Consider the following 13592-nt stretch of genomic DNA (forward strand, 5'->3'; position numbering starts at 1 on the left):
CGTCGCGCATTTTGTACGCATTTGAATTGATTGAGAAGCGTTGGTTAAATTGCAAAAATGTAAGGCGCCGCAGGCACTTCCGACAAAGCTGCTCATTTTCGAATACTGGCGAACGGCGTTCGGAAAACCTATTTTCGGACAGCAACAAAAACAAAAGTGTGTAGGTGTCGAGTATGACGGTCAGGGTGGACCTTATAGATGGCGGGTCCGTCATCGAAATTCGCGCTAGCGGGCAAGCGACCCGGCGCGAGGCCGGTTGGGCAACTGAGCGGGCCCGCGAGCTCAGTCAGGATCAGGCGGTGCGGGCCATACTGGCAGACTGTCGCGATGCCGAACGTCAGAATTCGGCCAAACTGTCCGCCGAGATCATCGAGAATTTCGTGTACGCGCTGGAGCGCCCTCTCCCCACCGCCTACATCATCCCGCAGGTCTGGGATAACACTTACCAGGCGTCCGTCAGGAACGAAATCAACGAGCTTCCCGAGCAGGCGCGTTTCTTTACCGATCGTGACGAAGCCCTGTCCTGGCTTGCCGTCGCGCAAACCGCCTGAAACAAGGCACACAAATTCCCAGCAAAAAGGCCTCCCGGGCAATCCGGGAGGCCTTTTGCATTCGTGTCGGATATCGTCAGTTCATGGTCGGAATGACAAAGGCCTGATCACCGATATCGCCGGTAGGCCAGCGTTGGGTGACCGTCTTGATCTTGGTGAAGAAGCGGATCCCGTCCGTTCCATACTGATTGGTGTCGGTGAAGGCCGACCGTTTCCAGCCGCCGAATGAATGATAGGCGACCGGGACCGGGATCGGCACATTGATGCCGACCATACCGACCTGGACCTTGGACGCGAACTCCCGCGCAGCCAGGCCGTTTCGCGTGAAGATGGCAACACCATTGCCATACTGGTGTTCGGACGGCAGATGGGCCGCCTCGTCGAGACTGTCAGCGCGCACGACCTGCAGGACCGGCCCGAAAATCTCTTCCTGATAGGCCGTCATCGAGGGCTTGACGTTATCGAACAGGGTCGGCCCGATGAAGAAGCCCTTTTCATGGCCCTGAAGCTCAAATCCGCGCCCGTCGAGCAGGAGGTCTGCGCCCTCGTCAATACCGGTCTGGATCCACTTCTCGATCGAAGCCCGATGGGCGGCAGACACGACCGGCCCGTAGTGGGCATCAGCATCTGTCGAGATACCAACACGCAATTTGGCGGCTTCTTCCTTGATGCGGCCGACAAACTCATCGGCCGTATCCTGACCGACCGGCACAGCGACCGGGAGCGCCATGCAGCGCTCCCCGGCAGACCCGAAAGCCGCGCCCAGGAAATCCGTCACGACCTGGTCCATATCGGCGTCAGGCATGATGATGCCGTGGTTCTTGGCTCCACCCATCGCCTGGAAACGCTTGCCCTGCTGGGCGCAAGTCTGGGCAATGTAGTGGGCGATGTTGGACGATCCGACAAATGACACCGCCTTGATGTCGTCATTGTGGAGCAGCGCGTCGACCGCAGTCTTGTCGCCATGGACGATTTGCAGGACGCCTTCGGGCAGGCCCGCCTCGACCATGAGCTCAGCCAGTCGGACCGGAACCGAAGGATCCTTCTCCGACGGCTTCAAAATCATCGCATTGCCGGTCGCGAGGGCCATGCCCATGAACCACATCGGGATCATGGCCGGGAAGTTGAACGGCGAGATACCGGCCACAACCCCCAGCGGCTGCCGCATCGAGTAAACGTCAATGCCGGTTCCGGCGCTTTCCGTGTACTCGCCCTTCAGCAGGTGAGGCACACCGCAGGCGAATTCGATCACTTCGAGACCGCGGATCAGATCACCCTTTGAATCGGCAACAACCTTGCCATGCTCGGACGACAGCAGCTCCGCCAAGCTGTCCATTTCCGCTTCAACAAGCGACTTGTAGGTCATCAAAACGCGCGCCCGCCTTTGCGGGTTCATCGCCGCCCACTTCACCTGGGCGGTCTTGGCGTCTGCGACCGCGCGCGCGACTTCGTCCGTCGTTGCAAACTGGACGCGAGCCTGAACCGCCCCGGTATTCGGGTTGTAGACATCGCCGAACTGGCCGGACGTTCCAACGGTCGTCTTGCCATTGAGGAAATGGTGGATATCGCGTGTCATGGATGCGCTCCCGAAATCTCGTGTGGATCCGCTCCTCAACGGGACCGGTTTATGGCCGCTGACTTAGTATGCAACGCTCGAGCTGTCGAGAAGGGAGGCTGTTGCGGCGAGTCGCCAAACAAACCTCTCCGCGAATTGAACCTGAACCACGATTTACAATTGAATTGCCCTTGCTAAGTCGCGTCGAACACGAAAAAGTCACCGCAGTTTTGTGGGCCCCGTCCATCGCCTGTCCAGGCCGTCGGCGGAGCCAGGTATTACGGGGAAATTCATGCCGCACACACCGACACCGTTGACGCTCAAATCGCTCCTGGTCGCCAGCACCGCGATTGTGGGAATCGCCGCAGCCACGCCTGCTTTCGCGCAGGAAGAAGCGCCAACAGTGATTCCCATCGACTCCGTCACACCGGAAGATCTGGTGGATTCCGCGACCGATGTCACCGGGGTCGGCATGTTCTTCCGCAATGACGGATTCGTATGCTCGGGTACGCTTATCAATCCGCGCACTGTTCTCTTCGCTGCCCATTGCGTCAATGACCGGGCCGCGTCCGACTACGGTGACAGCATAGCCGCTGCGTGGTCATTCGGCAGCAACTCGCTGCCGGGTTTCATCGACTGGATCAACAATAGTTTCGGTTCAAATCCGGACCTTGCAGTCTTCAACGTCGCGCAAGTCATCTACAATGCTGAATCCCTGGCGCGCCCGGATGGTTTCGGATTCCTGGAAGGCGATGTCGCGCTGTCAGTGCTGGACACGCCTGCCGGCAATATACCGACCTGGGCGCTCCTGTTCTCGGCGCTTCCTGCCCCGACGAGCTATACGCAGGAAACGGGATCAGGCTATCACGTCAATCTGGTCGGCTATGGCCGCACCGGCAGTGGGACAACCGGCGCCTCGATCGGTATCGACTGGCGTCGCCGCGCCGCCGAAAACTATATCGGCGCACTCGCTTCGATCGACGACCGAAACATATTCCTGTTCGGCAACGCCTTCGGCGACCTGCCGCAAAACCTCTATCATATCGACTTTGACGACCCGACCCGGACAAACCCGTTCGATTTCGACCTGTTCCGCGGCGATGCAGCCCCCAATGAGGGCGCGACAGCCGGCGGCGATTCCGGAGGGCCGCTCATTCTTGATGCGGCAGGCAATGCCGGCGTTGACGAAGATCTCGTGATTGGCGTCCTGTCCGGCGGGTCCCGGTTTTTCGGACCACAAGTGTTCAGCAGCTATGGAACAAACGGTTTTTACCAGCCGCTCTACCTGTTCTGGGACTGGATCGTCGAAAACAATCCCTATCGCTATGTGTCCACATCGGGAGCCGACGGCGACTGGGAGGACCCCGATCATTGGGTCACGATGCTAGACCCGGCCTTCCGCGTGATCGACTCCAATGGCGATATCGTCAATGGATTGCCGACCGATCCGGGCGAAGGCATCAATGACACGTCAGATCCTTGGGGAGAGATCTGTTTCGCGCCAACCCAGTGCCTGACGCTCGAAACCGGCGTGCTCGCCCCGTACACCGGCGAAGGTGCAGCACCCGGCGCGACGGTAGCCGCAGACGGCACCTCGAATTCATTGGGCACCATAACACTGGATGGCGGCCCCCTGCCGACACGCCTGCCGGTTTCGGAAGACAATCCCGAATACGCCGTGACCGGCGGATCAGGATCCGGCGCCGAGCCGGGCCCGGCATCCGCCCTGCCGCCCGCCACCCTCGACAATGGCCTACCCGGTGCAACCGGATTCGTCGCCGACAACATCAACGCGACGTCCACTTCGATCGGCCGGTATTTTGACGTGACGCTGTCAGATGGCACCACCCGCCTGTCCAGCGCTGTCGAGATCGACCGCCTGACTTTGGCAGGCTCACAGGCCGGTCTGAATATCGCCGCCAGCGGCAATCTGACCAGCCTGATCGAGATCATGCACCAGTCGGGCACCATGAATGTTGATGGCACGCTGTCCAGCTGGGGTGACTATCTCCTGATGTCCGGTCTGCTGACCGGTTCGGGTACGATCAACACGCCGTACCTGACCAATATCATGGGACTGATCGCTCCGGGCGGGCTTGGAGAGATCGGCAATCTTACCGTCAATGGCAATGTTGTCCTGGCCTCGGCGAGTGGACTGGCGATTGACGTGTCACCGACCTCGAACGACCGGTTCACGGTTTCCGGCACGGTCTCGCTCGGCGGCATGCTCATGATCAATCCGGTGGATGGCTATACGCCCCGCTACGGCGACACGCGTTCCTTCATCTTCGCCGGAGCCTCGGCCGACGGCTTTACCAATATCCATGACCTGCCCGGCGCCCTGCGGCCGACATTCAGCCAGGCCAATGGCGTTGTATCTTTTGCGATCGAGGCCGACCCGCTGGTCGACCAGGCCGAGTTCACCAACTACTTCCAGTACAATCTGGCTGCTGCGCTCGATGGCGGCCGCGCGGCTTCCTACGATGATCTGGCCGAGATCTATGGCTTGGTTGACCTCCTCGAGGACGGCTATCTGACCGCCGCGTTCGACAGCTTCTCGCCGTATGAGACCGTGATGTTCGATCGGTCCGCACGCGCTCAGGTCAATGCACTCAGCGCGGCTCTGCGCGGTGAGATTGGTGGCCGGTTCACACAGGCCGGTGCCATGGCGGATGTCCTGGCCAGTGCCGAACTGCATGCCAATGGCATGGCCAGCTCCGTCAATCTGAGCGGTGCCAAGTCACTGTTCCGGCAGCCCGCAGCGGAGTCCGGCTCACGGCCTGATGCCGGCTGGCGCGCCTTCGGACAGATCGGCCTGATCCAGGGTGATGCGGGCCTCATCGCTGGCGCCGGTCGCTTCGACATCGACGGCGGCTTCACACTTATGGGCATTGAAGGTTTCAGCGACAGTGGCTGGTCAGCCGGCGCCGCGATCGGCCTGGCCCAGTCAGACGGCGGTGCGCCGTCCAGCGTGGGTTACGTCGCCACCGATGTTTCGACCACGCAATTCAGTGCTTTCGCCGGGTATCAGACAGAAAACTGGACGCTGGCCGGTTATGTCAGCCATTCAAGCCTGGAAAGTGACGGTCAGCGTCGCCTGGCCACCGGCAGCACCTCGCGCCTGCAGCAGGATGGCGACGCCACTGGCGGCGGTGCCGAAGTCACCTATCGGGGCTGGACCGACCAACCACTCCGGATCGAGCCGACCGCCAGCCTTGAATACACCGACTTCAGCTTTGATGCGGCCACCAGCACCGGTGGTGCGGCCAGCCTGACGGTCGGCAGCCGGTCGGTCAGCAGCCTTCTGGCTCGGGTTGGTGCGACGGGTAGCTGGAACGCTTTCGGTGTCGAGCCTCACGTCTATCTCGGGGCTGCCCAGGACCTCGGTGATGGCGACGGCGTGTACTCGGCAAGTTTCACCAATGCCCCGTCAGTGGCATTCGCTGCACCGGGTGCGCTCACACTCGACCATATGTGGTTCGAAACGGCCATCGGGTTTGAAAAGACATTGTCCAACGGCGCGGTGTTCTCGTTCAACCACCAGCGCGAGATCAGTCGGAACTATATCAACCAGGCCGTTACCAGCATTGGTTTTTCCCTGCCGTTCTGATCCAATCAGACCCGCTGACCAGGAAACACCCGGCCCTGAAAGGCCGGGTGTTTTCGTCACTGCTGACAGAACGACGGATTGGCGGGCGGGCCACGTTCAACCATCAATCACCAAACCCAGGAGATCCCATGTTGCGAACGCTGACAGGACTAGGCGCCCTTGTTTTCCTGGCCGGCTGCGCGGGTGGACCGCGCGACCAGGAGGAACGCCCGGCCTCCGGTTTCGACAGCGCCGCCCGCCTTGTCGATCAGGGTCGGTATGCCGAAGCCCTGCCGATCCTGCGCTGCATCGCCGAACAGGGAGAGGGTTTTGAGATCGCCCAGTTTCTGGCTGGCCACAGCGCAATGGAAATGTCGCAAGCGGAAACCACGCCGGACATTCTGCGCGACGACATGCGAATTGAAGGATTCGAGCGACTAACAGCCGCCGGCAATGCGGGCTGGCCGTCTGCCCAAGCCGAACTTGCAGGCGCCTATGCCGAAATCGACACAGACCAGGCCCTGCGCGAAGCTGCCTATTGGGCCGCAGTCTATCGCCGCAATACCCGTGAACGCGCCTACGGACTCGATCGACTGGATAATCAGATCGAAGCCGACATTGAAGCCCGGCTGGACGATGCCGGACGGCTGGACGCCGCGGGTCGGGCCGATGCCTTCACACCGACGCCCTTGGTGCGGGGCAATGTCACACCGGAATGTGCACCCTATATCCGCAGCGCTCGTGGCAGTGGTCGTGGTGACGGTACGCAACGCAGACGTCGCGGCGGCGGACAGGGCGGCGGTCGAGGTGATGGCCAGGGTGGTGGTGGTCGCGGACCTGGCGGGGACTGATCCGCGGAAAGCAGGCTCAGGACGCCTTTTCAAGCGCCTCGTCGTCGGTCCCGATCAGATCGGGACGATTGTGACAGCACTCATCAACCAGAAAGCTGACCAGTTCGCGGGTCCCGGCAGGGTTCAGCGAATACAGCATGAACCGTGACCGCCGCTCGGCCCGGATCAGGCCCGCGCGCTCCAGTGCCTGCAAATGGCCGGTCATCGTCGAGGGCGGAATATCGAACCCTTGGGCCAGCTCGCCGGCAGATGCAGGTTCCGGCGCCTGATCGCAGAGAGTGCGAAACAAAGCGAGCCGAACAGGGTGTGCGAGCGCGGCGAAGCCGGCGAGAGCGTTGCGAGCCTTCATACATTCCCGGTTACGGGTGAAGCATGACCGCTCCGTACAAGTTCGGTGAAAGTTTTGCGACAACCGGTATGCTGCTGTCGTCTGGCGACCTGATTACCCGACTTGTTGGCGGCCCGGCAGCAGGCGTTCAAACAATCGCCTGACAAGGCCATTGCGAATGCCGCGAGGCCGGCGTGACGGATCCCCCACCTTGGCCAGCCCGGCCAGCGCAGTAGCGTCGCTCACCTGTCCGGTCTTGCGAAAGACGGCCGCCTCACCGCCGATCCGGGCCTCCAGCTGCCAGCTTGGGTCCTGATCCAAGGCATCCGCCAACCGGGCGCAGGCACCGTGGTCTGCGCCGAGCAGCACCAGCACGCCCCCCTCCCGCAGATGACCCGAGACATGACGCCAATTGCCTGCCATTGCAGGAAATCCAGTCTCTGAGCCAAAGATCGCCAGATCGAATGCCGGGGCGCCCTGTACAATGCGGGCCGCCGGGCCACCGCTGAGGGCATCTGTCGGAATGGCGCGACGATCACAGGCGGCCTGAAGTGCCTCGATGGCGCCCATCGTCGCGACGATCTGATGATGCGCGCCGCGCTTGAGACAGACCGCCCCCAGATCACCGGCGCCAATCTGGATGGTCCGCTGGCCCGGCTTGACGGTGGTCGCTAAAAAGTCAGCGACGAGATCGTCCTGGACTCGGGCCCGCTTCACGGGCAGGCGGCGGACTTCACCGGCGGGAAGGACATCGGTCATCGTCATGGCGTGTTCCATTCGTGAACAAGGCGTTAACGTCTGACTGCGGCGTCGCAAGCCGCGGGCCACTCCGTCAATCTTCCGGTAACCCTGTTGGCCGTCAGGATGGAATTTCATTGCGTCCATGCGATAGCGGGAGTTTCTTGCGGTCATGACCGACCCCTCTTCATTGCCCGAACCGGCAAAGCCTCACATTGTCGATGAACTGATCGAGGATCGCGCTCCGCGTCTCATCGGTACGCCGCTATGGCCGCTGGTGAAGGCTGCTGCCTACCCCATGCTCGGCTACCGCCGCGCGGTCGCCATGGCTGATGCCATTGCCGACCTTTCAGGAACAGAATGCTTTGAATGGGCATCGGACTATCTGCGCCTCGATGCTCACTGCGAAGGCTTGGACAATGTGCCCGAAAAGGGCGCCTGCGTGATTGTCGCCAACCATCCCGGCGGCATCGCTGACGGCATCGCGCTGTGGGACAGCCTCAAGACCAGGCGATCTGATCTGCTCTACTTCGCCAATCGTGACGCGTTGAAGGTCTGCCCCGGACTGGAAGAGCGCGTCATTCCTGTTGAGTGGCGCGACCAGCACCGCGACCGCAATCAGAGCCGTGAAGTCCTGCGCCGCGCCATCGATGCCTTCAAGGCCGACCAGTGCATCGTCCTGTTTCCGTCGGGACGAATGTCAGAATGGAGCTGGAAGGATTGGCGCCTGCGCGAAAAACCCTGGCAGCCGACCGCCATCAGCCTGGCCCGGAAATTCAATGCCCCCGTCATCCCGCTTGCCGTTCGCCAGCGCATGCCTTTGCTCTACTACGCTCTCGCCCAGATCAATGAGGAACTGAAAGACATGACGATATTCCACGGCCTCATGGGCAAGGCCGGCGCCCGCTACGAGCTGGCCTATGGCCGCCCGATGATCATCGGCAAGGATGACGGCAGCGACGCCCAGGTCACCGAAATGTTCCGGGATATCTGCGAACGGACCGCCTGGAGGCGATAGCCCAGCGGTTCCTGTCGACAAAAAAGCCCCGCCGGATCGGGATCGGGCGGGGCTTGTTCATTTCGGCAGAGCGACAGCCTAGCCCTCGCGCTCGACCATCATCTGCTTGATCTCACCGATGGCCTCGGCCGGGTTCAGCCCCTTCGGGCAGACCTGGGCGCAATTCATGATGGTGTGGCAGCGATAGAGCTTGAACGGGTCATTGAGCTCATCGAGGCGCTCGCCCGTGGCTTCATCGCGGCTGTCGGCCAGCCAGCGATAGGCTTGCAGCAGGGCCGCCGGACCCATGTATTTGTCGCCATTCCACCAATAGGACGGGCAGGCGGTCGAGCAGGAGGCGCACATGATGCACTCGTAGAGCCCGTCCAGCTTTTCGCGCTGCTCGGGGCTTTGTTTCCACTCTTTCTCGGGTGCCGGCGTATCGGTCTTGAGATAGGGCTTCACGGCCGCGTGCTGGGCGTAGAATTGCGTCAGATCCGGGATCAGGTCGCGAACCACCGGCTGGTGCGGCAGCGGCGAGATGGTGATGTCACCCTTGTACTCGTCGATACCAGAGGTACAGGCGATCGTGTTGCGACCGCCGATATTCATCGAGCAGGAGCCACACACGCCCTCGCGGCAGGAGCGGCGGAAGGCCAGCGAGGCGTCGACATTGTTCTTGATCCACAACAGGGCATCGAGAACCATCGGCCCGCAATCATCCATGTCGACCTTGTAGGTGTCCCAGCTGGGCGTCTCGTCGGTTTCCGGGTTGTAGCGGTAAACCTTGAACGTGCGGGTGTTGGTCGCGCCGTCCGGCTTGGGATGGGTCTTGCCCTTTTTCGGGGCGGAACCTTTGGGAAGTGTCAGCTGAACCATGCGGGTCCTCGTTCAGTTCACGACGCGCTTGGCGCGCGGGATCATCAGTTTCAGGCCGGACCAGATCGCGTCGACGGCGCACACTTTCACATCGACCAGGTCGATGGGCAGGGCGACATCACGGATCACGTCCTCGGTCATGTCGGTTTCGACTTTCGACGCCTTCTTGGGCCAGGAGACCCAGATCATGCCGTCTTGTCGGATGGATGAGCGCAAGCGCGGCAGATCGGTTTCGAACTCGGTACGCACCTTTGTGAAATAGTGCACATAGTCGAGCTCATCACCGGCCTCGGCCGTCGCCTGTTCGCGGGCAAAGACCGCCGCCGAGCGCAGATCGTCATGCGCTTCGGGCAGATTCAGGAATGCCACAGCCTGCCCGTCCTTGAGACCGAGCTTTCCTGGCAGGGGCGTGCCTGAATATCCGGCGGTTTGCGCCATTCCTAGTAAACCCGCGCCTTCGGCTTGATGTACTCGATATCATTGGACATCGTGTAGGTGTGGACCGGGCGGTAGTCGATCTTCACATTGCCGGCCTCGTCGCACCAGGCGAGCGTGTGCTTCATCCAGTTTTCGTCGTCACGATCGGAGAAGTCTTCGCGGGCATGGGCGCCGCGGCTCTCTTCACGATTGGCCGCGCCGTTCACCGTCACGGCCGCCTGGCTGAGCAGGTTGTCCATCTCGAGGGTTTCCATGAGATCGGTATTCCAGACCATGGTGCGGTCGGTGACACCGATATCGGCCATGCCCGTATAGACCTGTTTGATCGCCTCAACGCCCTCGGCGAGCACGTCGCCCGTCCGGAAAACGGCACAATTATTCTGCATGGAACGCTGCATTTCCAGCCGCAGCTTGGCGGTCGGCGTGCCGCCGGCGGCATTGCGGTACTTGTCGAGACGATCTAGCGAAAGCTGACCGTCCGTGCTCTTGATCTCCGGCTGGCTGGCACCGGCCTTGGTCGTCTCGCCCAGGCGCAGGCCAGCGGCGCGGCCGAAGACCACGAGGTCGATCAGCGAGTTCGAGCCGAGACGATTGGCGCCATGCACCGAGACGCAGGCCGCTTCGCCGACAGCCATCAGGCCCGGCACGACCGTATCGGCATCACCGCCGACCTTGGTCAGGACTTCGCCGTGATAATTGGTCGGGATACCGCCCATATTGTAGTGGACCGTCGGCAGGACCGGGATCGGCTCCTTGGTCACATCGACACCGGCAAAGACGCGCGCACTCTCCGAAATGCCCGGCAGGCGCTCGCCCAGAATGTCCGGATCGAGATGGTCGAGATGGAGGTGGATATGGTCGCCATTGGCGCCGACACCGCGGCCTTCGCGGATTTCCATCGTCATCGAGCGTGAGACCACATCGCGGGAAGCGAGGTCTTTCGCGGATGGGGCATAGCGCTCCATGAAGCGCTCGCCGTTGGAATTGGTCAGATAGCCGCCTTCGCCGCGGGCGCCCTCGGTGATCAGGCAGCCGGCGCCGTAAATGCCGGTCGGGTGGAATTGCACGAATTCCATGTCCTGGAGCGGCAGGCCGGCGCGCAGCACCATGGCATTGCCGTCACCGGTACAGGTGTGGGCCGAAGTGGCGGAGAAATAGGCGCGGCCATAGCCGCCCGTCGCCAGGACCACGGTCTGGGCGCGGAAACGGTGCAGCGTACCGTCATCCAGCTTCCAGGCGGTGATACCGCGGCAGACACCGTCATCATCCATGATCAGATCGAGCGCGAAATACTCGATGAAGAATTCGGTCTCATTGCGAACCGACTGGCCATAAAGCGTGTGCAGGATGGCGTGACCGGTGCGGTCGGCAGCGGCACAGGTGCGCTGGACCGGGCCTTCGCCGTAATTCTTGGTCATGCCGCCAAAGGCGCGCTGATAGATCTTGCCGTCTTCGGTGCGCGAGAAGGGCACGCCCCAGTGCTCGAGCTCGTACACGGCGGCCGGCGCTTCACGGCAGAGGTATTCAATGGCGTCCTGGTCGCCCAGCCAGTCTGACCCCTTGACGGTGTCATACATGTGCCAGCGCCAGTCATCCTCGCCCATGTTTCCGAGCGAGGCGGAAATCCCGCCCTGGGCCGCAACCGTGTGCGAGCGGGTCGGGAAGACCTTGGTGATACAGGCGGTCTTCAGACCGGCCTGGGAAGCTCCGAGCGCTGCACGAAGGCCCGAGCCCCCGGCGCCCACGACGACCACGTCATAGGTGTGATCGATCCATTTGTATTCGGCCATGTCGTGCGTCCGTTAAAGCGCGAGTTTGAGCAGGGCAAAGGCGGTGACGAGCCACAGCCCCAGCGTCAGGAAAGTGTTTGCCAGCATCAAAAGCGTCTTGGTGCCGTGCTTGTGGACATAGTCCTCGATGATCACCTGCATACCCAGACGCATGTGCGACAAACCCGCCGTCAGGGTGAGCAGGGTGATGATGGCACCAGCCGGGCTGGAAAAGAATTCGGCGGCGCTGGCGGGCGCGCCGGATTTTGCCAGCATCCAGACGAAGACAGGCGCCAGGAAGAAAAGCGCGATCGAGGTCACACGGTGGACAATCCAGTGGCTGGCGCCATGGCCGGATGCGCCGAGCCCGCGAACCTTGGCGGTGGGAGTACGATAATCACTCATCTCAAATCCCCAGATCGAGCCAGATCAGCGCGGTCGGGATGACGGCACCGAAGATGATCAGGATGGAGCGCAGGTTCGACCCTTTGGGATCATAGCCCTTGCCGGCATCCCACAGCAGGTGACGCAGGCCATTGAGCCAGTGATAGCTGACCGAATAGGTCAGGGCGATCAGGCCGAAGCGGGTCACCCAGGCCATCCAGCCCTCGAACAGGAAGCTGATCGAACCTTCGGCGCCGAAGGCGAGAAGGACGACCCAGACGCTGATCGCGACAGCGCCGATATAATTTGCCACTCCGGTGGCACGATGAAGGATGGATGACGCCATCGTCGCGTGCCAGCGCCACACCTGCAGGTGTGGCGACATCGGACGCGGATCAGACCAGTCGGAAGCCATGCGGCAGCCTTTCGCTCTTTTGTCCGGAACCTGCGCGGCAGCCCCGCCGGCGCAGAAAGTCAGTGTCGGTGCAGCACAATAGGCCTGAAGTTGTCAGGGTCAACGCAATGGAGAGTGTACCGCTGACAACATCCAGACATTTTTTCCGGGATTCGGTACGCAATCGCGTTGCGAAACCCCGTCCGCGCCCTAGATTGGAGGCAAGACCATGAGGAATCCGACATGAGCCAGACCCAGCCCTCCGCCGTTGTGACAGGCGCATCCACCGGCATTGGCGCGGCTTGCGCCAAACGACTCGTCGACGAAGGCTGGCGCGTGTTTGCCGGGGTCCGGAAGAACGAAGATGGCGAGCGCCTCAAGGCAGAACTGGGCGCCAATCTGATCCCGGTGACCATCGATGTGACTGACACCGACAGCGTCCGGGCCGCCGCAGCCATCGTCCGCGAGGCGCTGGACGGCCAGACGCTAAAGGGCCTGGTCAACAATGCAGGGATTGCGGTCGCGGGGCCGATGCTGGAATTGCCGATCGAGGAATTCCAGAACCAGATGGACGTCAATGTGACAGGCATAGTCCGCGTCACACAGGCTTTCGGCCCGCTTCTGGGGGTCGATGAAGGCCTGACCGGCGGGCCGGGCCGCATCGTCATGATGTCCTCGGTCGCCGGCGAAATGGGGGCGCCCTTCCTGGGCCCCTATGCAGCGTCCAAACACGCCGTAGAGGGGATCAGCAAGTCGCTGCGGCGCGAACTGATGCTCTATGGCATCGAGGTGATCGTCATTGGTCCGGGTGCGGTGGCCACCCCGATCTGGTCAAAGGCCGAAGAGATCGACACGACGCCCTACGAAAACAGTCCATTCTACGAGGCGATGACCCGTATCCAGGGCTGGATGGCGAAGAACGGCCCGGACGGGTTCCCGCCCTCCAAGATCGCCGACCGGGTTTTCCGGGCCTTCACCGACGCCAAGCCGCGCTTCCGCTACGCCATTGTTCCGGACCGCCTGACCAACTGGTCCCTGCCCCGGATGCTGCCGGAGCGGATAGTCAACAACATGGTCGCCAAGCGGGTCGGATTGCAGCGCAAGGGCCGCTGACCGCCC

At 61.9% G+C, this 13592-nt stretch carries 13 protein-coding genes; 5 read left to right on the forward strand and 8 right to left on the reverse strand.

The window, feature by feature from the left end; translation table 11 throughout:
- Positions 1–173: 173 nt before the first annotated feature.
- On the forward strand, positions 174–551 hold the full coding sequence (locus MMAR10_RS14625; RefSeq protein WP_011644762.1) for a hypothetical protein: 378 nt from the start codon (positions 174–176) through the stop codon (positions 549–551).
- A gap of 76 nt (positions 552–627) precedes the next feature.
- Here MMAR10_RS14625 and MMAR10_RS14630 read toward each other — a convergent pair whose 3' ends face one another.
- A complete protein-coding gene (locus MMAR10_RS14630; protein WP_011644763.1) occupies positions 628–2127 on the reverse strand; it encodes a CoA-acylating methylmalonate-semialdehyde dehydrogenase in 1500 nt (499 codons plus the stop codon).
- Positions 2128–2398: 271 nt separating this feature from the next.
- Here MMAR10_RS14630 and MMAR10_RS14635 point away from each other — a divergent pair, with 271 nt between their 5' ends.
- Both MMAR10_RS14635 and MMAR10_RS14640 read left to right on the forward strand, forming a co-directional pair.
- Positions 2399–5716 carry an autotransporter domain-containing protein gene (locus MMAR10_RS14635; RefSeq protein ID WP_011644764.1) on the forward strand — a complete coding sequence of 1106 codons (3318 nt, stop codon included), beginning with the start codon at positions 2399–2401 and terminating at the stop codon, positions 5714–5716.
- Positions 5717–5844: 128 nt separating this feature from the next.
- A complete protein-coding gene (locus MMAR10_RS14640; RefSeq protein ID WP_011644765.1) occupies positions 5845–6546 on the forward strand; it encodes a hypothetical protein in 702 nt (233 codons plus the stop codon).
- A 16-nt stretch (positions 6547–6562) separates the two neighbouring features.
- On the opposite strand, the gene MMAR10_RS14645 is transcribed toward MMAR10_RS14640, so the two are convergent.
- Together MMAR10_RS14645 and MMAR10_RS14650 are read right to left on the reverse strand one after the other, a co-directional pair.
- Complete coding sequence (locus tag MMAR10_RS14645) at positions 6563–6895, reverse strand: ArsR/SmtB family transcription factor (RefSeq protein WP_011644766.1); 333 nt, start codon at positions 6893–6895, stop codon at positions 6563–6565.
- A 93-nt stretch (positions 6896–6988) separates the two neighbouring features.
- Positions 6989–7639: a hypothetical protein gene (locus MMAR10_RS14650; RefSeq protein ID WP_150099802.1), complete on the reverse strand. Its 651-nt coding sequence runs from the start codon at positions 7637–7639 to the stop codon at positions 6989–6991.
- 145 nt (positions 7640–7784) lie between these two features.
- Between MMAR10_RS14650 and MMAR10_RS14655 the strand changes: the two genes are divergently transcribed.
- Positions 7785–8630, forward strand: a complete 846-nt coding sequence (locus tag MMAR10_RS14655) for a 1-acyl-sn-glycerol-3-phosphate acyltransferase (protein ID WP_011644768.1) — start codon at positions 7785–7787, stop codon at positions 8628–8630.
- Positions 8631–8708: 78 nt separating this feature from the next.
- Here the strand turns inward: MMAR10_RS14655 and MMAR10_RS14660 are convergent, their stop codons facing one another.
- The 5 genes from MMAR10_RS14660 to sdhC are packed head-to-tail and all read right to left on the reverse strand — an operon-like array spanning position 8709 to position 12494.
- On the reverse strand, positions 8709–9488 hold the full coding sequence (locus MMAR10_RS14660; protein ID WP_011644769.1) for a succinate dehydrogenase iron-sulfur subunit: 780 nt from the start codon (positions 9486–9488) through the stop codon (positions 8709–8711).
- A gap of 12 nt (positions 9489–9500) precedes the next feature.
- On the reverse strand, positions 9501–9926 hold the full coding sequence (locus MMAR10_RS14665) for a DUF3052 family protein (protein ID WP_011644770.1): 426 nt from the start codon (positions 9924–9926) through the stop codon (positions 9501–9503).
- Between the two features lie 2 nt (positions 9927–9928).
- Positions 9929–11716 carry a succinate dehydrogenase flavoprotein subunit gene (sdhA, locus tag MMAR10_RS14670; protein ID WP_011644771.1) on the reverse strand — a complete coding sequence of 596 codons (1788 nt, stop codon included), beginning with the start codon at positions 11714–11716 and terminating at the stop codon, positions 9929–9931.
- A 12-nt stretch (positions 11717–11728) separates the two neighbouring features.
- Entirely contained in the window at positions 11729–12100 is a 372-nt protein-coding gene (sdhD, locus tag MMAR10_RS14675) for a succinate dehydrogenase, hydrophobic membrane anchor protein (protein ID WP_011644772.1), read from the reverse strand.
- 1 nt (position 12101) lies between these two features.
- The gene (gene sdhC, locus MMAR10_RS14680) at positions 12102–12494 is read right to left on the reverse strand and encodes a succinate dehydrogenase, cytochrome b556 subunit (protein ID WP_011644773.1); all 393 of its coding nucleotides are present in this window, start codon (positions 12492–12494) and stop codon (positions 12102–12104) included.
- Between the two features lie 222 nt (positions 12495–12716).
- Between sdhC and MMAR10_RS14685 the strand changes: the two genes are divergently transcribed.
- Complete coding sequence (locus MMAR10_RS14685) at positions 12717–13586, forward strand: SDR family oxidoreductase (protein WP_011644774.1); 870 nt, start codon at positions 12717–12719, stop codon at positions 13584–13586.
- The last annotated feature ends 6 nt before the right edge of the window (positions 13587–13592 follow it).

This window comes from Maricaulis maris MCS10 (assembly GCF_000014745.1).
Taxonomy (GTDB): domain Bacteria; phylum Pseudomonadota; class Alphaproteobacteria; order Caulobacterales; family Maricaulaceae; genus Maricaulis; species Maricaulis maris_A.

Coding starts and splice junctions, on each gene's coding strand:
- sdhA (WP_011644771.1), bottom strand. CDS start 11,716: ATGGCCGAATACAAATGGATCGATCACACCTATGACGTGGTCGTCGTG.
- MMAR10_RS14650 (WP_150099802.1), bottom strand. CDS start 7,639: ATGACGATGACCGATGTCCTTCCCGCCGGTGAAGTCCGCCGCCTGCCC.
- MMAR10_RS14630 (WP_011644763.1), bottom strand. CDS start 2,127: ATGACACGCGATATCCACCATTTCCTCAATGGCAAGACGACCGTTGGA.
- sdhC (WP_011644773.1), bottom strand. CDS start 12,494: ATGGCTTCCGACTGGTCTGATCCGCGTCCGATGTCGCCACACCTGCAG.
- MMAR10_RS14685 (WP_011644774.1), top strand. CDS start 12,717: ATGAGCCAGACCCAGCCCTCCGCCGTTGTGACAGGCGCATCCACCGGC.
- MMAR10_RS14655 (WP_011644768.1), top strand. CDS start 7,785: ATGACCGACCCCTCTTCATTGCCCGAACCGGCAAAGCCTCACATTGTC.
- MMAR10_RS14635 (WP_011644764.1), top strand. CDS start 2,399: ATGCCGCACACACCGACACCGTTGACGCTCAAATCGCTCCTGGTCGCC.
- MMAR10_RS14665 (WP_011644770.1), bottom strand. CDS start 9,926: ATGGCGCAAACCGCCGGATATTCAGGCACGCCCCTGCCAGGAAAGCTC.
- MMAR10_RS14645 (WP_011644766.1), bottom strand. CDS start 6,895: ATGAAGGCTCGCAACGCTCTCGCCGGCTTCGCCGCGCTCGCACACCCT.
- MMAR10_RS14625 (WP_011644762.1), top strand. CDS start 174: ATGACGGTCAGGGTGGACCTTATAGATGGCGGGTCCGTCATCGAAATT.
- MMAR10_RS14640 (WP_011644765.1), top strand. CDS start 5,845: ATGTTGCGAACGCTGACAGGACTAGGCGCCCTTGTTTTCCTGGCCGGC.
- MMAR10_RS14660 (WP_011644769.1), bottom strand. CDS start 9,488: ATGGTTCAGCTGACACTTCCCAAAGGTTCCGCCCCGAAAAAGGGCAAG.
- sdhD (WP_011644772.1), bottom strand. CDS start 12,100: ATGAGTGATTATCGTACTCCCACCGCCAAGGTTCGCGGGCTCGGCGCA.